Source organism: Streptomyces marokkonensis (genome assembly GCF_008312835.1).
In the GTDB taxonomy this organism is placed as follows: domain Bacteria; phylum Actinomycetota; class Actinomycetes; order Streptomycetales; family Streptomycetaceae; genus Streptomyces; species Streptomyces marokkonensis_A.
Map to the genome: position 1 here is coordinate 115,865 of NZ_VSKS01000005.1, position 20,721 is coordinate 136,585.

Here is a 20,721-nt window from a genome sequence, read left to right on the forward strand (position 1 = left end):
TCAAAGGATGACGACTTCCGTGACCACCGGAACCGGCGGCCCCACCGGGAACTCCCTGCGGCGCGCCCTCAGACGCGCCCGGGACGGCGTCTCCCTGGACGTCTCCGAGGCGGCGGTCCTGCTCCAGGCGCGCGGTGAGCACCTTCAGGACCTCTCCGCGTCCGCCGCCCGGGTCCGGGACGCGGGGCTCGAGGCGGCGGGGCGGCCCGGGGTCATCACGTACTCCAAGAGCGTCTTCGTCCCGCTGACCCGGCTGTGCCGGGACAAGTGCCACTACTGCACGTTCGTCACCGTGCCCGGCAAGCTGCGCCGGTCGGGGCACGGGATGTTCATGTCGCCGGACGAGGTGCTGGACATCGCCCGCAAGGGCGCCGCCCTCGGCTGCAAGGAAGCCCTCATCACCCTCGGCGACAAGCCCGAGGACCGCTGGCCGGAGGCGCGCGAGTGGCTCGACGCGCACGGCTACGACGACACGATCGCGTACGTGCGGGCGATCTCCATCCGCGTCCTGGAGGAGACCGGGCTCCTCCCGCACCTCAACCCCGGGGTCATGACCTGGACCGACTTCCAGCGGCTCAAGCCGGTGGCGCCGTCCATGGGCATGATGCTGGAGACCACCGCGACCCGCCTGTGGTCCGAGCCCGGCGGCCCCCACCACGGCTCCCCGGACAAGGAGCCCGCCGTGCGGCTGCGGGTCCTGGAGGACGCGGGGCGCTCCTCGGTCCCCTTCACCTCCGGGATCCTCATCGGCATCGGCGAGACCTACGAGGAACGCGCCCAGTCGCTGTTCGCGCTGCGGAAGGTCTCCCGCGCCCACCACGGCATCCAGGAACTGATCATCCAGAACTTCCGCGCCAAGCCGGACACCGCGATGCGCGGCATGCCGGACGCGGAGCTGGACGAGCTGGTCGCCACGGTCGCCGTCGCCCGGCACGTCCTCGGCCCCTCCGCCTGCCTCCAGGCCCCGCCGAACCTGGTCGACTCCGAGTACGGGCGGCTCATCGCGGCCGGCATCGACGACTGGGGCGGCGTCTCCCCGCTCACCATCGACCACGTCAACCCCGAGCGGCCGTGGCCGCAGATCGAGGACCTGGCCGAGAAGTCCCGGGCGGCCGGCTTCGAGTTGCGCGAACGGCTCTGCGTCTACCCGGAGTTCGTGCGGCGCGGCGAGCCCTGGCTGGACCCGCGGCTGCGCCCGCACGTCGCCGCCCTCGCCGATCCGGCCACGGGGCTGGCGCGCCCCGGCGCCCTCCCCGAGGGGCTGCCCTGGCAGGAGCCGGACGAGGCGTTCACCGCGACCGGCCGCACCGATCTGCACCGCACCATCGACACCGAGGGCCGCAGCGCCGACCGCCGCGACGACTTCGACGAGGTGTACGGCGACTGGGAGGCCCTGCGCGAGGCGGCCGCCCCCGGGATGGTCCCCGAGCGCATCGACACCGACGTGCGCGAGGCCCTGCGCACGGCGGCCGACGACCCGACGCGGCTCACGGACGCCGAGGCGCTCGCGCTGCTGCACGCGGACGGCCCGGCGCTGGACGCCCTGTGCCGGGTCGCCGACGACGTACGGAAGTCGGCGGTGGGCGACGACGTGACGTACATCGTCACCCGCAACATCAACTTCACCAACGTCTGCTACACCGGCTGCCGCTTCTGCGCCTTCGCCCAGCGCCGCACGGACGCCGACGCGTACACGCTGTCGCTGGACCAGGTCGCCGACCGCGCCCGGCAGGCGTGGGACGTGGGCGCGGTGGAGGTCTGCATGCAGGGCGGGATCCACCCCGACCTGCCCGGGACGGCGTACTTCGACATCGCTCGGGCGGTGAAGGAACGCGTCCCCGGCATGCACGTGCACGCCTTCTCCCCGATGGAGGTGGTGAACGGCGCGACCCGCACCGGCATGCCGATCCGCGAGTGGCTGACGGCGGCGAAGGAGGCCGGCCTGGACACCATCCCCGGCACGGCGGCGGAGATCCTCGACGACGAGGTCCGCTGGATCCTCACCAAGGGCAAACTCCCGGCGGCGACCTGGACCGAGGTGGTCACCACGGCCCACGAGCTGGGCATCCGCTCCTCGTCGACGATGATGTACGGCCACGTCGACCAGCCCCGGCACTGGCTGGGCCACCTGCGGACCCTCGCCGGCATCCAGCGGCGCACGGGCGGCTTCACGGAGTTCGTGACCCTCCCCTTCGTCCACACCAACGCCCCCGTCTACCTGGCCGGCATCGCCCGCCCGGGCCCGACGGTCCGCGACAACCGCGCGGTCACGGCGATGGCGAGGCTGCTGCTGCACCCCTGGATCCCCAACATCCAGACGAGCTGGGTGAAACTGGGCGCACAGGGCGCGGCGGAGATGCTCCGCTCCGGGGCGAACGACCTCGGCGGCACGCTGATGGAGGAGACGATCTCGCGGATGGCGGGCTCGTCCTACGGCTCCTACAAGTCGGTCAAGGACCTGATCGCGGTCGCGGAGGCCGCCGGCCGCCCGGCGAGGCCGCGCACCACCCTGTACGGCGAGGTGCCGGAGGAACGCCGCCGGGCGGCGGAGGCCTCCGACGGCCACCTGCCGGAGCTGCTGCCGGTGCTGGACCGGTCGGGGCCGGGGGAGCGCGAGGGCGCGCAGTAGGATGATCCGACGCGCGTTCGGGACCCGTAGCTGAGGAGATGCGTACCGGTGTCTGCCCGTCTTCCTTCGTGGGCCTGGGTGACCGGGCTGACCACGGGGGCGATAGCCGTGGTGGCGGTCCTGGCCGTCCAGGCGGACCAGGGGACGAAGCCCACCGCGGCCACCAGCCGGCCGAGCGCCCCGGCGACGGCGGACGCGAAGCCGTCCGCCGGGCCGCGGGAGAAGAAGCCCGCGGCGGTGCCGGCCGACTCGGGCACCGGCCGCAGGATCGTCTACTCCCTCGACCAGAAGCGCGTCTGGCTGGTCGACGCCAGCGACGCCGCCCGCCGCTCCTTCGCGGTGTGGCCCGGTACGGTCTCCCCGGACCCGGGCTCCTACACCATCGGCACCCGCACGGAGGCCACGACCGGCAGCGACGGTGTGGAGGTCGAGCACATCATCTACTTCGCCGCGAAGTCCGGCATCTCCGTGGCCTTCTCCAACGCGGTCGACGGCTCCTCGCCCCCGCCCGCGGCCCCGGACGCCAAGACCGGCGGAATCCGCGTGACCAAGGCCGACGGCAAGGCCCTGTGGACCTTCGGCACGGCGGGCACGACGGTCCGGGTGGTCGGGTAGCCGTCGCTCAGACGGGATCCGCCCGGCCCGCCGACGTGCCCGGCAGGTGGTTGACCAGGAGGACGACGCCGCTGAGGACGAAGACGCGCAGGGCCGCGTCCAGGCCGTTCCAGTCCTCGGACTGCCACATGGCGAACCACTCGCCGCCGATCGCCAGGAAACCTGCGCCGAACAGGAGCATGACCATCAGCAGGCCGTAGGTGGAGAAGCGGCGGGCGCGCGGGGGGTCGTTGCGGGCCCAGAGCCAGGTTCCGTGGAGCAGGACCAGCGCGGCGGCCGTCTCCCAGACGATGATCGCGACGTACGCGGCGTCCTGCACGCCCTCGTTCGTGATCGCGCGCCACATCAGGTCGTCGTCCTTGAACGTGGTGTCCATGGCCAGGACGTGCCGGACGAACTCCTGGTTCGTGCCGAAGTCCGTGATGTTGCCGAAGGCGACCAGCGCCATGTAGAGGGCGACGGAGGCGGTCAGGAGAGTGGCGGTGAGGGACAGGGCGCCGCGCGGGGTGGTGGCCATGGTGGTTCGATTCCCCTTTCCACGAACCGTATCCCGTACGAGTTGAGCCAGAATGGGGTCCGTCGGGACACGGGCGAGGGGACGTACGCGTGGCGCAGGCACGGCTGTCGATGCAGCAGATCGTCCAGCAGCGGCGGCGCGCGGGACTCGTGGCACGCGCGGCCGAACGCGAGCTGTTCCGGGCGAACTTCGACGTCCCGCCCGGTGACGCGCGTCACCGCTTCCTGTTCCACGTGCACGGCAACGCGGGCGTCGGGAAGACCCGTCTGCTCAGGGAGTTCGAGCACATCGCCCGGGAGCGCGGCGCGTTGACGTCGTACGTCGACGCGGGGGTGGGCGCCATCCCGGAGGCGCTGGCCGAGATGTGCCGTCAGTTCGCCGCGCAGGGGCACCGGTTCAAGGAGCTGGAGCGGCTGCTGGCCGCCCACCGCGAGCGGCGCCACGAGGCCGAGACGGCCGCCCTCGCCGCGCTGGCGCCCGAGCCCGTCGGCGCACCGTCCGCCGGGAGCATGGCGGTCGCGCGGGCCGGACTGGCGGGCCTGGGACTCATCCCGGGTGCCGGCGCCTTCGCCGCCGTCCTCGACCCCACTCAACTGGCGCAGGGCGCCGACCGGTTGCGCACCGGCCTGAGCGCGCGCTTCCGCAGCCACGAGGACGTCCAGCTCGTCCTCTCCCCGGAGAGCGTCCTCACCCCGGTCCTGGCGGACGAACTCCACGGCGCCGCCGCCGACGTCCCCTGGATCGTCCTGTTCTTCGACACCTACGAGCGCACCGGCCCCTTCCTCGACGCGTGGCTGCACGACGTCATGACCAGTGAACGCCACGGCGCCTTCCCCGCCACGGTCGTCGTCGTCACCGCCGGTCAGCGTCCCGTCGACACCGCCCACTGGGGCGCTTTCGCGGACTTCATGACCACCCTCCCGCTCCTGCCGTTCACCGAGGCGGAGTCGCGGGGGCTGCTCGCCGCCCGGGGCATCACGGCGGAACCGGTCGTCGCCGAGGTGCTGCGGCTGACCGGCGGTCTGCCGGTGCTCGTCTCCATGCTCGCCGGCACCAGCCCCACCGGCCCCGAGGACGTCGCCGACCCCAGCGCCACCGCCGTGGAGCGGTTCCTGAAGTGGGAACCGCACCCGGTCCGCAGGGCCGCCGCCCTCGCCGGCGCGCTGCCGCGCCGACTGGACGCGGACGTGTTCCGCGAAGCGGCCGACTGCGCGGAGGAGCAGCTCGACGAGCTGTACGCCTGGGTGAGCGGTCTGCCGTTCGTCGACGAGCGCGGGGGCCGGCTCCACTACCACGACGTCGTGCGCGCCCCGATGCTGCGGCTCCAGCGCGGGCGCTCCCCGCGGCGCTGGGCGGAGTGCCAGCGCCGGCTGGCAGGGGTCTTCGGGCAGTGGCGCGAGGAGGCGGAGGCCGGACGGGACACCGGGCGGCTGTGGGTGGACGAGGAGTGGCGGGAGCTGCGGCTGGCCGAGTCCTACCACCGCCTGTGCGCCCGGGACCGGCAGGCGCTGCCCGAGGTGCTGCGGGACCTCGTCGAGGCGTGCGACCAGGGCGAGTCCGTCGCGAGGCACTGGGTGCGGGCCCTCGAGGACGCCGGACGGGACGCGGGGCTGGACGAGGCGGCCGCGTGGGGGCACGACCTGGTGGCGGCGCTCGAGCAGGGCGGTACCGGAGCCGTACTGGACCGGCTGGTGGGGAGCGCACGGCGCCGCAGACCGCGGAGGGACCCCGTGCGGACGCCCGAGGCCGGGACACCGGCGGGCGCGTCGGGGACGGAACCGGCCGGGACGTGGCCGGTGGCCGCATCGGCCGGAGCCGGGGCCGTACCGGCCGGGACGTGGCCGGTGGCCGCATCGGCCGGAGCCGGGGCCGAACCGGCCGGGACCTGGCCGGTGGCCGCATCGGCCGGAGCCGGAGCCGGGGCCGTACCGGCCGGGGCCCGGCCGGGAGGCGTGCCCGGCGGGCGCCCGGCCGGGGCGGGCCCGCGGGACCGGAGGGCGGAGCTGCCCGCCGGGGTGCGGTTGCGGGTGCACCGGGGCCGGGCCGTCGCCCTCGCCGCGCAGGAGGACTACGTCGGCGCGGTGGCGCACCTGACGCGTGCCGAGGCCCTGGCACCGGACGACGCCGGAATCCTCGCGGAGAAGGGGGAGTGCCTGCGGGCCATGGGCGTCCCCGACGAGGCCCTGCCGGAGCTGGAGCGCGCGGTCGGGCTCGACCCCGGCCACGCGTACGCCTGGGCCTCCCTCGGCGCCGTCCGCCTCGCCCTCGGCGACCCGGACGGGGCGCTCACCGCCCTCGACCGCGCGCTGGACCTCAGCCCCGACTACTTCTGGGCGCTGCTCCGCCGGGCACGGGTGTCGCGCGAACTCGGCGACCACGCACGCCGCCTCGCCGACCTGGACCGGGCCGTCGCCCTGCGGCCCGACTCCGCCTGGGCCCACTGCGAGCGCGGTGACGCGCTGCGCGCCGCCGGCCGGGACGAGGAGGCCCTCGTCGCGTACGACCTCGCCCTCTCCCTCGACCCCGGCTACGCGTCCGCGTACGCGAGCCGGGGCGTCTCCCGCCACCACCTCGGCCGCACCCCGGAGGCCCTGGCCGACCTGGAACGCGCCCTGGAACTCAACCCGTCCTACGCGTGGGCGCGGGCCCAGCGGGACGCGGTCGTGAGCCACCGTGACGGCTGATACCGACCGCTTCCGATCAAAAGGGTCACATCCCGCATACCGATCCGCCCCCTGAACCGACCGTCCCCGTTCGATTACAGTGCTGGGCGTCGTACATGCGGACGGTGCCCGGGAGGTTCTGGTGGGTGGTGCTGCCGGGCCCGTGTGGGGGCGTCGTGAGCAGCAGGACTTCCGCAGCCGGGTGCGCGGAACGCTGCTCGGGGTGGCCGTCGGGGACGCGCTGGGCGCACCCGTGGACGGCATGACGGCCGAGGCGATCCGCGAGGCGCACGGCGCGAAGGGCGTCACCGACCTCGCCCCCGCCTACGGCCGGCGCGGTGCCGTCACCCACCACACACAGCTCACCCTGTTCTCCGTGGACGGGCTGATCCGCGCCCAGGTGCGGCGCGACACCGGCGCCTGGCATCCGCCGACCGATCTGCACCGGGCGTATCTGCGCTGGGCCACCACCCAGCGGGACTGGGGTCCGGACGAGCGTCGCAAGGACGACGGCTGGCTGGCGCGCGAGGAGTGGCTGTACGCCCGCCGGGACCCCGCCCGCCCGCTGCTGCTCGGGCTCGGGGACGAGACCATGGGAACCCTCGAGGCGCCCAAGAACCCCGGTGCGGCCGGACCGGAGGCAGCCGCCCGGTCCGCGCCCTTCGGGCTGCTCGTCGGCTGGGAGCCGCAGCTCGTCGCGCAGCTCGCCCTGGAGTGCGCGGCGCAGACCCACGGCCATCCGGTCGCCTGTCTCGCGGCGGGCGGGTACGCGGTGATCGTGCACGCGCTGGCCCGGGGCGAGAGCCTGGACACGGCGGTGCAGCGCACGCTCGCCCTGCTGGCCGCGCTGCCGGGACACCAGCCGGTGTCGGACGCGCTCCAGCACGCGCTTGGTGCCGTACGGCAGGGGATGCCCACTCCGGAACGGGTCACGGAGCTGGTCGGGAGCGCCACCGCCGAGGGGCTGCTGGCCGCCGCCGTGTACTGCGCGCTGGTGGGGGAGGACGTACGGCACGGGCTGTGCCTCGCCGTCAACCACGACGGGCCCAGCGCGGCCGCCGGCGCGCTGACCGGCGGGCTGCTCGGGGCGCTGCACGGCGAGACGGCCCTGCCGCCGGCCTGGCTGGCCGAGCTGGAGGGCCGCCCCACGGTCCTGGAACTCGCCGACGACTTCGCGATGGAGATGACCCAGGGCCCCGCCCTGCACGGCCCCGCGGGCTCGTCCCCGGCCTGGCTGACCCGCTACCCACGCGGAGCCTGACCCCCAAGGGGCGCGGGGAACTGCGCAAGGGGGTCTGGGGGCAGAGCCCCCAGGAACGGGAAGGGAAGGGGCGGCGGGGGCGAGAAAGCCAGGGGCACGACGAACCCCCGCCCCCGCGCCCCGCCGCACCTACTCCTTCACCGGCGCGGGCGCGCTCTCCCCGGCCGGGGCCGGCACCGCCGCCGCGGCCGAACCGTCGTCGCCGTCGGTGTTGACGCGATCGATGATCGCCAGCCGTTCCGGGGTGTCCTCCGGCTTCGCGAAGCCGATCAGGACGTAGAGGATCAGCGAGACCGCCAGCGGGACCGAGACCTGGTACTCCAGTGGCACTCCGCCGTCGACGGCCCAGTGGACCGGGTAGTTCACCAGCCAGAAGGCGACCAGGCCCAGAGCCCAGCTGGTGAGCGCCGCCGTCGGCCCGGAGCGGCGGAACGGCCGCAGCAGGCCCAGCATCATCGGGATCGCGATCGGGCCCATCAGTCCGGCCACCCACTTGATGACGACCGTGATGATGTCCTTGAAGGTCGGCGAGTCGACCTGGGTCGCCACCGCCATCGACAGGCCGAGGAAGACCACCGTCGTCACGCGGGCCGCGATCAGGCCCGACCGCTCGCCCCACATCCGGGCCTTCGCGGACAGCACCGGCGCCACGTCGCGGGTGAAGACCGCCGCGATGGCGTTGGCGTCCGAGGAGCACATCGCCATCGTGTGGGAGAAGAAGCCGACGATGACCAGGCCCAGCAGACCGTGCGGCAGCAGCTGCTCGGTCATCAGGGCGTAGGAGTCGGAGCCGTCCGCCTTCTGCGACTCCACCAGCAGCGGCGCCATCCACATCGGAAAGAACAGGATCACCGGCCAGACCAGCCACAGCACCGCCGACAGCCGCGCCGAGCGCTCGGCCTCGCGGGCGTTGGGGGTGGCCATGTAGCGCTGGGCCTGGTTGAGCATGCCGCCGTTGTACTCGAACAGCTTGATGAAGAGGAACGCCAGCAGGAACACCGTGCCGTACGGTCCCACCAGCGGCTCCCCGTGCCCCTGGAGCTCCGGCTGGTCCCAGGCGCCGAAGAAGCCGCCGTGGTCGCCGAGTTCGAGCACCACCGCGACGAACATCGTGAGGCCGGCCAGTAACTGGATGACGAACTGCCCGAGCTCGGTCAGCGCGTCCGCCCACAGGCCTCCGATGGTGCAGTAGATCGCCGTGACGACGCCGGTGATGAGGATGCCCTGGTTGAGCGAGACGCCGGTGAACACCGACAGCAGGGTGGCGATCGCCGCCCACTTGGCGCCCACGTCCACGATCTTCAGCAGCATGCCGGACCAGGCCAACGCCTGCTGGGTCCTCAGGTCGTAGCGGTTCTTCAGGTACTCCAGCGGTGAGGACACGTGGAGCCGGGAGCGGAGCCGGTTGATCCGGGGGGCGAACAGCTTCGAGCCGATGGCGATGCCGAAGGCGATGGGGAAGGACCAGGTGACGAAGGACGTGACGCCGTAGGTGTAGGCGATGCCCGCGTACCCGGTGAACATCACCGCGCTGTAACCCGACATGTGGTGGGAGATGCCGGAGAGCCACCAGGGCATCTTGCCGCCGGCCGTGAAGAAGTCGCTGACGCTGTCCACCCGTTTGTGCGACCAGACACCGATGGCGACCATCACGGCGAAGTAGCCGATGAGAACCGCCCAGTCGAGACCGTTCATGTCCCCCCTTCCAGGGTCCGCCTTGTGAACTCCACTCAGCTGGTTGGCACTTCGCCTGAGCGGGGTAGGGACGAGGAGGGCCGCGAAGTGCCCGCTCATCGTGGGCGGGGTGGCGCGGGCACGACAAGAAAGCGTCGGGTCAAGAGCAAGTAAAAAGGTTCGATCGACTGAATAACGTTCATGTCCATGAACTGGCGCGGGGTATGCCGGACCCGTCACGTGAGTGCCGGGTCCCTCCGGCCGGGCGGGTCAGCGCAGCTCGTCGGGGCAGGGCGTGCCCCGCTGCCACTTGTACGGAGCCGCCAGGCGGTACGTCCCCGGCTCCGGCGCGAGCAGCATCGTCCACTGGTCGCCGTTCGCGTCCTCCTCCGTCTCCATCAGGCAGCCGTGGACGTTCTCGTACGTCCTCGGCTCGCCCTCCGGGCGGTTCTCGGACTCCTCCGTCTCCTGCGGGGGATCCAGCGCCTCACCCTCGGCGTCGACGAGGCCCAGCCACGGCGAGTACGGGACGCGGACCAGGATCCGGCCCGCCTTCTCCACCCGCAGCGTCCATCCGCCCTGCTCGGCCCGCTCCACGACCGTGTTCGGCTCCGCCAGCGGGGTCGGCGCCTCCACCTCGAACAGTTGCCAGTTGGCGTCGCCCCAGATCTGCTTCAGATAGGGCAGCCCGCGCTGCACCAGCTCCCGCTCCCGCTGGCCGCCGTCGCCGTCCGGCTCGTCCTTCGGCAGCACCACGAAGTGCACGCCCCACCGCTTCAGCCACTCGTGGTAGTTCGCCGAGTTCAGGGTGTCGTCGTAGAAGAGCGGGTTGCGCTCCATGTCGGCCTGCCGGTTCCAGCCCCGGGCCAGATTCACGTACGGGGCGAGGGCCGACGCCTCACGGTGCGAGGCGGCCGGGACGACCTCCACGCGGCCCCGCTCGGCGCCGACCTCCTGGAGCTCGTTCACCAGCGGCGCCAGCTCGCGCGCCCAGGACGCGCGCGGCGTGGTGTGCACGACGTCGTCGACCGACTTGAAGCCGATCCAGCCGAAGAAGCCGACGATCGCGACGACGGTCACGTACCACCTGCGGGACTTCGGCACCGCGAACGGCAGCGCCGCCACCAGCGCCACACCGGCGAACAGCATCGCCAGCCGCGTCATGTTCGAGCCGATCTGCGAACTGATCAGCCAGACCAGGACGAGCCCGAGCCCGTACACCGCGGCCGTGATCCGTACGGTCCTCCACTCCGCGGGGACCAGGACGTACACCAGGACCGAGTACAGCAGCGGCAGGATCACCGAGCCGATGCCCATCGGCTGCGTCCCCGAGAACGGGAACAGCCAGGCCGACACCGCCACCACCGCGGTCGGCGCGAGCCCCAGCGCCCACGCCCCCGGCCGGCGCTTCTGCAGGAACAGCGCCACCGCCACCAGACCCACGAACAGTCCCGCGACCGGCGAGGCCATCGTGGCCAGCGCCGCCAGCGGGGCCGCGCACAGGGCCTTCGCCCAGCGTCTGTGGCGCCACCGGTGGGGCCAGCAGAAGACGACCGCGACCGCGCCGAGCGCGAACATCGTGCCCAGCCCGTACGTCACCCGCCCCGAGGCGGCGTTGCACAGCAGCGCGAACACGCCCGCGAGGGCCGCCCACAAGGGGTTGCGCACCGCCCGGCTGCGCATGAGCACCAGTGTCAGCAGCCCGGCCGACACCGTCCCCGCGATCATCATCGTCGTCCGCACACCGAGGACGGACATCAGGTAGGGCGACACCACGCTGTACGACACCGCGTGCATGCCGCCGTACCAGGCGAGGTTGTACGCGGAGTCCGGGTGCCGGCCGACGAACTCGGCCCACGCGTCCTGCGCCGCGAGGTCGCCGCCACTGTTGGCGAACGTGAAGAACCAGACGATGTGCAGCAGGCCGGCGAGACCGGTGACGGACAGCACGGGGTGGCGCAGCATGCGGGCGCGCACGGCCAGGACGGCGGCCGTCGGGCCGCCGGGGGTGCGCGGAGCGCCGGCGGGGGTGTCCTCAGTGTCCTGGGCGGGCCGCTGTGCCGCGGACACGGGTATTCGCGGGTCGGATCCCGGACCGGAATCGGCGTCGTCGGCGCGTGTCGGCTCCGCTGTGGCCACCTGAAGGCACTCCCCGTGTCCCGTTCCTCGCCCGTTTCCTGCCCGTTTCGTGACGCTAGCACGCACCCCGCCGGCCGTCGCCCGGGTGGGCTTCGGCCCCGCGGGGTGCGGGTGCGCCGTGCCGGCCCGTGTCAGGCGATACGGGTCAGCCTGTCCGTGAAGCCGGGCTCCACGAGGTCTTCCCGGAGGGCGACCGGGACCTTGACCGCACTGCTCGTGCCGTCGCCCACGGTGAGCGTGCCCACCTTCGTGCCGGCCTTCGCCGTGTGCGGCAGCTCGTCCGCCGCGAACGTCAGCTTCACCGACAGGCCCGCCCAGCCGACGGCCTTGACGTCCTCGGTGACGGCGACGGGCGTACGGCCGCCGAGACCGTCGTCCGCGTACCCGACGACGGTGCCCTTCTTCAGGATGGTCGCCGACTTCAGCGCGCCCTGGGCGGCCCGGATCAGCTGGTCACCCGCGGAGAGGGCACCGGCCAGGATGGTGTTGTCCGCGCCGCCCTCGGGCTGGCGCACCACCGCGCCGATGATCCGGTGGGTCTCGCCGTCGACGTCCTTCTTGGCGGCGAAGGAGAGGTTGCCGAGCGCGGAGGTGGTGGTACCGGTCTTGATGCCCACGACGTCGTTGCGGCCGACGAGCTGGTTCCAGTTGCCGTGCTTGACGCCCTTGTAGTCGATGTACTCCATCATCGCGGCGACCTCGCGGAAGGCGGGCTGCTTCATCGCGGCCCTGGCCAGCTTCACCTGGTCCACGGCGGTGCTCACGGTGGTGTTGTTCAGACCCGAGGGGTCCGTGTACGTCGTGTTGGTCATGCCGAGGTCCTCGGCGGCGTCGTTCATCTTCTCGACGAACGCCTTCTCCGAGCCCGCGTCCCAGCGGGCGAGCAGCCGCGCCACGTTGTTCGCGGACGCGATCAGGATGGCCTCGATCGCCTCCCGCTGGGAGATCTCGTCGCCCGCGGTGACGTCGACGGTCGACTCCTGACCGGCGTCGGACTGCTTCTCGGCGAGCTCGTCGACCTTGATCTTCGGTCCCTCGGCGCCGCTCTTGAGCGGGTGGTCGCGCAGGACCAGGTACGCCGTCATGACCTTGGCGACACTGGCGATCGGTACGGGCTTCTGCTCCCCGGAGGAGCCGAAGGTGCCGATGCCGTCGACGTCCAGCGCGGCCTGCCCCTTGGCCGGCCACGGGATGTCGATCTCGTCGCCCTCGAAGGTGTAGCTGTCCTCGGCGGTGAGCTCCAGGGTGGGTGCCGGGAGCGGGCGGACGTTCTGCACGACCGCGAAGACGATCACCAGCAGCAGGACCAGCGGCGTCCAGATCTTGACCCGCCGCACGGCCGTGCGCAGCGGGGTCTGCGGGGGCGGCGGGGTGTTGGTCAGCTCGGCCAGCAGGTCCAGCGGCGGCCTGGGCGGCAGTGGCTGCTGCGTCGTCCGCTCCGGACCGACCTGCGGGAGCGAGGTGGTGGCCTCGGCGGGCGGCACGGTGCGCAGCGCGGTCGTGGCGTCCGTGCCGCGCGGCGGCTTGCGGACACCGGGGTCGTCGAGCTTCTTCAGCGCGACGAACTTGCTGGTCCGTTCGGCCCCGGTCTCCGCGTCGTCCTTCGTGCCGGTGCGGTCGGACTCGGCCTTCGCGGCCGCGTCGCCCAGCTTGAGCATGGTGGTGGGCTGGTCGACGGAGGGCGCGGAGGACGGCCGCCCGGTCCGGAAGACGGCGGTGGGCTGATCGACGGGGCCCTTGGCCTTGCCGCCCTTCGCTTCGGCCCCCTCGGCGGCGGGGGGCGAGCCCGCGCCGCCGGTCCTCGACGGGCCCGCGTCCGCGTCGGCGCCGTCGCCGTCCTCGCCGGACGAGGCTGCGCCGTCCCCTTCCGGGGTGCCGGTCCCGTCGGAGGCGGCGGCATCCGCGTCGGCGCCGTCGCCGTGCACGGGCGACGTCGCTTCGGAGGCGTCGTCCGCGTCGCCGTCACGGGAGGCATCGGCCCCCTCATCGGCCGTGGCGGCCGCGGACGCCTCGGTCACGGCGCCGGAGGGCTCGTCCTCGTCACGGGACGCGCTGGTGTCCTCGGGGGCGTCGTCCGTGGTGGCGTCCGCCACGGCGTCTTCCGGAGCATTGCTCGCGGTTGCGTTCGCGCCGGTGTCTTCGGGGCCGTCGTCCGTGGTTGCGTTCGCGCCGGTGTCTTCCGGAGCATCGCTCGCGGTCGCGTTCGCGCCGGTGTCTTCGGGGCCGTCGTCCGTGGTTGCGTTCGCGCCGGTGTCTTCCGGAGCATCGCTCGCGGTCGCGTTCGCGCCGGTGTCCCCGGAGCCGTCGTTCGCGCCGGCGTCCTCGGAGGTGTCGTCCGTGGTTGCGTCCGCGCCGGTGTCCCCCGAGCCGCCGTCCGCCCCGGTGTTCCCGGAAGCGTCGCCCGTCGGGGCCTTCTGGCCGGCGTCCGCGTCCGCCGCGGTGTCGTTCCGCGGGGTCTCGTCCGCCTCCGGCGGGGACGACGCTGCGTCGCGCTCGTCCTCGTCCGGCTCCCGCCCGGCGTCACCGCTCAGGTCCTCGCCGGGCTCCGCCGGGCGGACCCACGCGGCGACCGCCTCGCGCAGCCGGCGGCCGTCACCGTCCGTCGCGGAATCGTCACGCTCGCCGGACGGCCCGTCGTCGCGCACCGACAGCACCCGGGTGGCCGTGTCGGCGGTTCCGCGGCCCTCCGAGGGCTCGGCCTCGCGGGCCACCGCCAACCGGGGATCCCGGCTCCCGGGAACCGGACCCGCGCTCCCCGACGTCCGTTCTGCCGACGACTCGCGCTGCTTCGACCTGTCGGGGGACTCGCCCGCCACCGATGCCTCCTCCATGCGCCGCACGCCCCGCGTGCGCCAACCGAACCGTGAACCGCCCGCCCCGACAGCGCTCCGCAGCGCTGTCCGAACCATGTACCAGTGTCCTGTGTGCGGGCTTACCCCACGCGGTAGACGAGAACGACATACCTACCGGTTCCACTACGAACCGGTCACGCACCCTCGACAGACCAATGTGAGAGGGGTCACCCTGTCATTCATCCACGCGGGGAGGCATGGATGGGCAGGAGCCGCAGAACACTTCCGGAGGAGCTTCTGCTGCTGGCACTGGACCCGGCCACGGGTACCACTGCACAGCCGCAGTCGCTCGACCTCGGTCTGGCCGGAGCACAGCTAGTGGAGCTGGCGCTGGCCGGACGGATAGCCCCAGACGGGGATCGTATCGCCGTGGTGGTGCCACGGCCGACTGGAGACCCAACACTGGACTGCGCGTTGGAGTTGCTGCGAAGGCGTGGCGCTCCCGTGCGGGCGGTCCACTGGATCGGCGGGCCGCGTCTCGGGCTCCGCCAGACCTACCTCTCGCATCTGGAGCGGTGCGGCATGGTGCATGCCGTGGCCGGACAGATGTGCGGGGTGCTGCCGACGACTCGCTACCAGGCGACGGACACCGAGATCAGCCGGGAGATCAGGGCCCGGCTGGACTCCGCGATCCGCACCGGCGTTCCGCCGGACCCGCGGACCGCGGCGCTCGCCGCACTGGCGCACGCGGTGGGTCTCGGCAAGCACCTGTACCCGGGGAACGAGGGACGCTCCTCGCGTTCCCGGTTGCGGGACCTGATCCGGCACGACCCGATGGGCGGGCTCGTCGCGCACGCCGTGATGGACGTCCAGAACGGCGCGGCGGCCCAGCCGCGCCGCAGCTCCGCACCGCCGGCGGGCCGGCAGGCCGCCGCCGGCGGCAGGGGCGCGCCGGAACCCGCCCGAGGCGTTCCGGCGCAACCGCACCGTGGATCCATGGCACGCGCCGTGGCCCACTGAGCCGTACGTCCCCCGGGCCGAACGGCACGGCACACCACGGATCCACGGCACCGCAGACCCGGTCACGGGAGCCGCTGTCCGAGCGGGGCGGAGAGAGCGCACGGGCGCTCTCCGCCCCGCTCGGCGTGCCCCGCCCGGCCTCGACGCCCGCCACACGTCGGTGAAGTGGCGTGTACCCGTCGTATATCCACCGTTTCCCAGCGGTGGGAAGCGCCTTGGTGGCAGTCTGCTCAGGAGCAGACACGCAAAGTGGCAAGTACGAGGCACGCAGCCGGAGGTGCACGTCCCGTGGCGTCCAATGTCAATCCCACCGTCCGGCGGCGCCGGCTGGGCCAGGAGCTGCGCAGGCTCCGTGAGCTCAAGGGCATGACGGCCGAGGAGGTGGCGGAGCGACTGCTGGTCTCGCAGTCGAAGATCAGCCGCCTGGAGAACGGCCGGCGCAGCATCAGCCAGCGCGACGTCCGCGACCTGTGCGGGGTGTACGAGGTCGAGGACCAGCGGATCGTCGAGTCGCTGATGCAGATGGCCAAGGACTCCCGCCAGCAGGGCTGGTGGCACGCGTTCGGCGACATCCCGTACAGCGTCTACATCGGTCTGGAGACGGACGCGGAGTCGCTGCGTGTCTACGAACCGCAGATCATCACGGGCCTGTTGCAGACCCGCGCGTACGCCGAGGCGATCGTGCAGGGCGGTTCGCCGGAGTCGTCCGGGCAGGAGAACGACAAGCGGGTGGAGGTCCGCCTGCGCCGGCAGAGCCGCATCACCGCGGACAAGGACCCGCTGCGGCTGTGGGTGGTGCTGGACGAGGGGGCGCTGCACCGGGTCGTCGGGAGCCGCCAGGTGATGCGGGAGCAGCTCGAGCACGTCATGGAGCTGTCCCAGCTGCCGCACATCACCGTGCAGGTGCTGCCGTTCGAGGTCGGCGCGCACGCCGGCATCAACGGCCAGTACTCGATCCTGGAGTTCGCCGACGCGGCCGATTCGAGCGTGGTGTACATCGAGGGCGTCACGAGCGACCTGTATCTGGAGAAGCCGCACGACGTGCAGAAGTACACGGTGATGTACGAGCACCTGCGGGCGCAGTCGCTGAACGTGGAACAGTCCCGTCAGCTCGTGGAACGTCTCGCGAAGGACTACGCACGCTGAGCCGCCGTCAGGTGTGGGGCGGGACTCTACATCGTCGGTATGTCTGCTGGGAAGTCTCGCCTGGAATATGCCATCCGGTCGAGTGAACGGCGGCTCCGGAAGAAGATGTTGGCGAGTAGCGTCGATCACGCCAACCACCAGTGAGGGTTGGCGAAATCCGTTCTGCGGTCCATGCCGGAATGCGCAGGCCGGTGACAGCAACTCAGCATCTGGCTACGGAGCGAACATGGCAATTCGTCTGGGCACCACGGAAACGTGGACGACGTCCTCCTACACCAACAACAACGGCGCGTGCGTGATGGTCAGGTCGACCACCGAGGCGGCGCTGGAGCTCGGGGACACCAAGGTCCCCGAGGGTCCGAAGCTGGCCTTCCCCGCGGACGCGTGGAGCGCCTTCGTGGCCTCGGTCAAGGACTGACCACCCCGTCACCAGCACCACCGGCAGGGCCCTCTCGACCAGATCGCCGTCCTAGCCGAGAGGGCTCGGCGTGTGTCCTCCCGGCCAGGACGACCGCGCCGGCTCAGCCCTCCGCGGGCGGCCCCACCGGGAAGGCCACGTCACACACCGGGTCCTGAGGACCCGCGGCCGACCAGTCCGCGAAGTACACCTCCCGGCAGGGGCCCGTGGGCGTCAGCCCCTCGGCCTCCATCCACTCCTCCACCGCCTCGAAGGCGGCCAGGATCTGCGGATGCGCCACCTGCGCCTTGGCGATCCGGGTGCAGGCCAGCCGCAGCGCGGGCTCCACCCGGACCGTCGTGCCCCGGGCCCGGCCCCGGCCCCCGGCCCAGGCGCGCGCCGCCGCCTCGTCGGCGACCGGGACGCACGCCTCCGCGGGGCCGTCGCTCTCCGTCGACACCTCGGCGTGGTACGCCACGAACGGCGTCCCGGCCACACCACCGCACTCCCGGGCCGCCTCCTCCAGCCGGCCCAGCGACGCCCCGATCCACGCCGGCAACTCGTCCGCCAGCACGTGCCGCGACTCGGTGATCAGTACCTGCGCCGGCACGTCCACCGTCTCGACCACGAACTTCCCGTACATCTCGGAGCTCCTCCCCGACAACCGTCCACGGAGGTAGTCGGCGAGCGCCCGCTGCCCGGCGTGCCGCGCCTCGACGTCCGCCCAGTACGCGGCGAGCCGTTCGGCCCCCGCCGCACCGCCGTCCGCGTCGACGACCTCGGCGATCCGGGCCAGCGGCATGTCCAGCTGCCGCAACAGCGCCACCAGCCGCGCCCGTTCGACCTGACCGGCCCGGTAGAACCGGTAACCGGTGGCCCCGTCGACCCGCGCCGGGGCCAGCAGCCCCAGCCGGTCGTACAACCGCAGCGCCTTGGCCGACAGCCGCGCCCGCGCCGCGAACGCTCCGATGGAGAGCAGTTCCTCGTCCACGCCGACATCCTCCGCCACCGGGCGGCCCTTCCGCCCGGCGGGAGAGACGCTCACCCCTGCCCCAGGGGCAAGGTCAAACGGTCAGCCGATCGCCTTCTCGACCGCCGCGACGACCTCCGCCGACTCCGGCTCCGTCTGCGGCGAGAAACGGGCGACGACCTCGCCGTCCCGCCCGATCAGGAACTTCTCGAAGTTCCAGCGGATGTCCCCGCTGTGCCCCTCGCCGTCGGCGAAACCGGTCAGCCGCTCGTACAGCGCGTGCCGCCCGTCCCCGTTGACCTCGACCTTCTCGGTCATCGGGAAGGTCACACAGTACGTCGCCGAACAGAACTCGGCGATCTCCTCCGCGCTGCCCGGCTCCTGCCCGAGGAACTGGTTGCAGGGCACGCCGAGCACCGTGAAGCCCCGCTCCGCGTACCGCTCGTGCAGCCGCTCTAGGCCGGCGTACTGCGGGGTCAGCCCGCACTTGGAGGCCACGTTCACGACGAGCACGGCCCGGCCCGCGTACCGGGCGAGGTCCGCCGAACCGCCGTTCAGGGCGCCGATCTCGACGTCGAGGGGTGAAGTGCCGTTGTTCTCTGCAGTCGTCATGAGCCGACCCTAGCCCCGCGAGGTGACCCGTCCCCGACCGGCCCGACCCGGCCGGCCTCGGCGAGGACCTCACCCGCCGCCGTCCGTACGTACAGCACCGACCGGCCCGCCCTGCCGCACCGCTCCACCAGTCCCGCGTCCAGCAGCACCCGCAGGTGCCGGCCGACCGAGCCCAGGCCCTGCCCGGTCACGGCGACGAGATGGCTGGTGCTCATCGGGGAGCCGAGCAGCATCAGCACCCGGGCCCGCGCGGTGCCGAGCAGCGCTCCCAGGCCCGCCGGCACGGGCTCCCGGCCGGCCTCGCCGGCCAGCGCGCCCGCGCACGGGTACACGAGCGCGTAGCGCCGCGTCCCCTCCCACGACACCCAGCCCACCCGCTGCGGGGTCACCGGCACGAACAGCAGCTCGGCCCCGGAGATCTCGCGCGGCGGCAGCTCGTGCGCGTTGACCTGGAGCCGGCTGTCGCCGAGCCAGCGCGTCCCCGGCCGCAGCGCGTCCAGCACCGCCGCCCAGCCGCCCCGCCCCACCCGCGCCGTCCGGGCCACCACATCGGCCTGAAGGATCCGCCGGCGCCGCGACCAGTAGGGGCGCACGGCGTCCTCCCAGACGTGCGTGAGGAGGTCCGCTGCGCGTTCGCCCAGGTCGTCGCGGTCCAGCGGGGCGGGCAGCGGGCCGCCCAGGGAGACCCGCAGATGCGCGCGGGCGGTGGCGGGCGGGACCCCGCGCACCCGCTCGACCTCCTCCTCGAAGGTCTCGTCACCCCGCGGGGTGACGGTCAGGAAGTCCGCGATCCACACCGTTCCGAGCGCGGACGGTACGAGCAGGGCGGTCACCGGATCGGCCGTCAGCCGCGCCCGGTAGGCCGGCAGATGGGCGTCGAGCCACGCCCGCTCACCGGGGTGCGCGGCCCGCGCCGCGTGCAGCAGCCGCAGACTCGCGAAGGTCTCGGCGAGCGGCGAGAGCACGAACCGGCTCCCGGCGAGCGTGTCCGCACTGATCCGCCACCAGCCCACGACCGCCCGCCTCCCGGAGGTTGTTTCGCCCGTGCGCGAAACATTAACGACCGCCCCGCCGCCCTCCCCAGACTCCGCGCATGCGCAGCTACAGGGACCTCTTCCGCACCCCCGAGTTCACTCCGCTCTTCCTCGCCGCCTCCGCCCAGACCCTGGCCCGGACGACGAGCGGCCTTGCCCTGGCCACCCTCGTCCACCGGGAGACCGCCTCACCCCTGCTCACCGCGCTGAGCATGTTCGGCCCGTCCCTCGCGCACGTCCTCGGCGCGACCCTGTTCCTGTCGGCCGCCGACCGTCTGCCGCCCCGGGCGACCACGGCCGGCACGGCCCTGTCCTTCGCGGCGCTCACGGCGCTCCTCGCCCTCCCCGGCCTGCCCGTCGCGGCCGTCTTCGCGGTCCTGCCGCTCCAGGGGCTGGTCGCGTCGGTGGGCGGGGGAGTCGGCTGGGGCCTGCTGAACGAGATCCTCCCCAAGGGGGGCTACCTCCTGGGCCGCTCGGCCTTCAACATGATGAACGGCCTCCTGCAGATCACCGGTTTCGCGGCCGGCGGCGTCCTGGTGGCGGTCCTCTCCCCGCGCCTGGCGCTGCTGCTCGCGGCGGCCCTGTACGCCACGGCGGCGCTCGTCGCCCGTCTCGGCCTGACCCGCCGCCCGCCGCGCGCCACGGGTCGCCCCTCGGTACGGGCCACCTGGCGGGCCAACGCCCGGCTCTGGTCGTCCCCGCCCCGCCGCCGCGTCCACCTGGGCCTGTGGATCCCCAACGGACTGATCGTCGGCTGCGAATCCCTGTACGTCTCCTACGCCCCCGAGTCCGCCGGAACCCTCTTCGCCTGCGCGGCAGCGGGGATGCTCGCCGGTGACATCACGGTCGGCCGCCTGGTGCCGCCGGACCGCCGCCGACGGCTGGCCACCCCGCTGCTGCTGCTCCTCGCCACGCCCTACCTGCCCTTCGTCCTCGGCCCGCCCGTGCCCGTGGCCGCGGCTCTGGTCGCCGTGGCCTCCGTGGGCTTCGGGGCGAGCCTGGTGCAGCAGGAGCGGCTGATGGCCCTCACCCCGCCGGAACTCTCCGGCCACGCCCTCGGCCTGCACTCCTCCGGCATGCTCACGATGCAGGGCGTGAGCGCGGCCCTGGCCGGCGGCCTCGCCCAGCTCACCTCGCCCCCGGCCGCGATGACCGCACTGGCGGTGGCGTCGGCCGTGGTGACCCTGCTCCTGTCGGCGACCGGCTCGAAGCACCGGACCGCCGTCCGGGCCTGACCGCCCACCGGCCTCCC

At 73.1% G+C, this 20,721-nt stretch carries 15 protein-coding genes; 8 read left to right on the forward strand and 7 right to left on the reverse strand.

Annotated features, from left to right (window positions below):
* Positions 1 to 7: 7 nt before the first annotated feature.
* Positions 8 to 2,629 carry a bifunctional FO biosynthesis protein CofGH gene (locus F1615_RS10940; RefSeq protein ID WP_149548718.1) on the forward strand — a complete coding sequence of 874 codons (2,622 nt, stop codon included), beginning with the start codon at positions 8 to 10 and terminating at the stop codon, positions 2,627 to 2,629.
* A 48-nt stretch (positions 2,630 to 2,677) separates the two neighbouring features.
* On the forward strand, positions 2,678 to 3,244 hold the full coding sequence (locus tag F1615_RS10945; RefSeq protein WP_149548719.1) for a hypothetical protein: 567 nt from the start codon (positions 2,678 to 2,680) through the stop codon (positions 3,242 to 3,244).
* A 7-nt stretch (positions 3,245 to 3,251) separates the two neighbouring features.
* Here the strand turns inward: F1615_RS10945 and F1615_RS10950 are convergent, their stop codons facing one another.
* Entirely contained in the window at positions 3,252 to 3,761 is a 510-nt protein-coding gene (locus F1615_RS10950) for a DUF2165 domain-containing protein (RefSeq protein ID WP_149548720.1), read from the reverse strand.
* A gap of 110 nt (positions 3,762 to 3,871) precedes the next feature.
* On the opposite strand from F1615_RS10950, the gene F1615_RS10955 reads away from it, so the two are divergent.
* Together F1615_RS10955 and F1615_RS10960 are read left to right on the forward strand one after the other, a co-directional pair.
* Complete coding sequence (locus F1615_RS10955; protein WP_149548947.1) at positions 3,872 to 6,445, forward strand: tetratricopeptide repeat protein; 2,574 nt, start codon at positions 3,872 to 3,874, stop codon at positions 6,443 to 6,445.
* Positions 6,446 to 6,566: 121 nt separating this feature from the next.
* Positions 6,567 to 7,685: an ADP-ribosylglycohydrolase family protein gene (locus F1615_RS10960; RefSeq protein WP_149548721.1), complete on the forward strand. Its 1,119-nt coding sequence runs from the start codon at positions 6,567 to 6,569 to the stop codon at positions 7,683 to 7,685.
* A gap of 129 nt (positions 7,686 to 7,814) precedes the next feature.
* Here F1615_RS10960 and F1615_RS10965 read toward each other — a convergent pair whose 3' ends face one another.
* The 3 genes from F1615_RS10965 to F1615_RS10975 all read right to left on the reverse strand — a co-directional run bounded on the left by F1615_RS10965 (position 7,815) and on the right by F1615_RS10975 (position 14,314).
* Entirely contained in the window at positions 7,815 to 9,380 is a 1,566-nt protein-coding gene (locus tag F1615_RS10965) for a sodium:solute symporter family protein (RefSeq protein WP_149548722.1), read from the reverse strand.
* Between the two features lie 249 nt (positions 9,381 to 9,629).
* Positions 9,630 to 11,498, reverse strand: coding sequence for an MFS transporter (locus tag F1615_RS10970; protein WP_149548723.1), 1,869 nt, complete (start codon positions 11,496 to 11,498; stop codon positions 9,630 to 9,632).
* 131 nt (positions 11,499 to 11,629) lie between these two features.
* A complete protein-coding gene (locus F1615_RS10975) occupies positions 11,630 to 14,314 on the reverse strand; it encodes a D-alanyl-D-alanine carboxypeptidase (RefSeq protein WP_425385635.1) in 2,685 nt (894 codons plus the stop codon).
* Positions 14,315 to 14,551: 237 nt separating this feature from the next.
* Between F1615_RS10975 and F1615_RS10980 the strand changes: the two genes are divergently transcribed.
* The 3 genes from F1615_RS10980 (at position 14,552) to F1615_RS10990 (ending at position 16,874) form a co-directional block, all read left to right on the forward strand.
* Complete coding sequence (locus tag F1615_RS10980; RefSeq protein WP_149548725.1) at positions 14,552 to 15,310, forward strand: GOLPH3/VPS74 family protein; 759 nt, start codon at positions 14,552 to 14,554, stop codon at positions 15,308 to 15,310.
* 288 nt (positions 15,311 to 15,598) lie between these two features.
* A complete protein-coding gene (locus F1615_RS10985) occupies positions 15,599 to 16,456 on the forward strand; it encodes a helix-turn-helix domain-containing protein (RefSeq protein ID WP_149548726.1) in 858 nt (285 codons plus the stop codon).
* A gap of 226 nt (positions 16,457 to 16,682) precedes the next feature.
* Complete coding sequence (locus F1615_RS10990; RefSeq protein WP_149548727.1) at positions 16,683 to 16,874, forward strand: DUF397 domain-containing protein; 192 nt, start codon at positions 16,683 to 16,685, stop codon at positions 16,872 to 16,874.
* Between the two features lie 103 nt (positions 16,875 to 16,977).
* Here F1615_RS10990 and F1615_RS10995 read toward each other — a convergent pair whose 3' ends face one another.
* The 3 genes from F1615_RS10995 to F1615_RS11005 all read right to left on the reverse strand — a co-directional run bounded on the left by F1615_RS10995 (position 16,978) and on the right by F1615_RS11005 (position 19,448).
* A complete protein-coding gene (locus tag F1615_RS10995; protein ID WP_149548728.1) occupies positions 16,978 to 17,862 on the reverse strand; it encodes a MerR family transcriptional regulator in 885 nt (294 codons plus the stop codon).
* Positions 17,863 to 17,925: 63 nt separating this feature from the next.
* Positions 17,926 to 18,435, reverse strand: coding sequence for a glutathione peroxidase (locus F1615_RS11000; protein ID WP_149548729.1), 510 nt, complete (start codon positions 18,433 to 18,435; stop codon positions 17,926 to 17,928).
* The gene (locus F1615_RS11005; protein ID WP_149548730.1) at positions 18,432 to 19,448 is read right to left on the reverse strand and encodes an ArsR/SmtB family transcription factor; all 1,017 of its coding nucleotides are present in this window, start codon (positions 19,446 to 19,448) and stop codon (positions 18,432 to 18,434) included. Before F1615_RS11005 ends, F1615_RS11000 begins: the two co-directional genes overlap by 4 nt.
* Positions 19,449 to 19,528: 80 nt before the next feature.
* Here F1615_RS11005 and F1615_RS11010 point away from each other — a divergent pair, with 80 nt between their 5' ends.
* Positions 19,529 to 20,704 carry an MFS transporter gene (locus F1615_RS11010; protein WP_149548731.1) on the forward strand — a complete coding sequence of 392 codons (1,176 nt, stop codon included), beginning with the start codon at positions 19,529 to 19,531 and terminating at the stop codon, positions 20,702 to 20,704.
* The last annotated feature ends 17 nt before the right edge of the window (positions 20,705 to 20,721 follow it).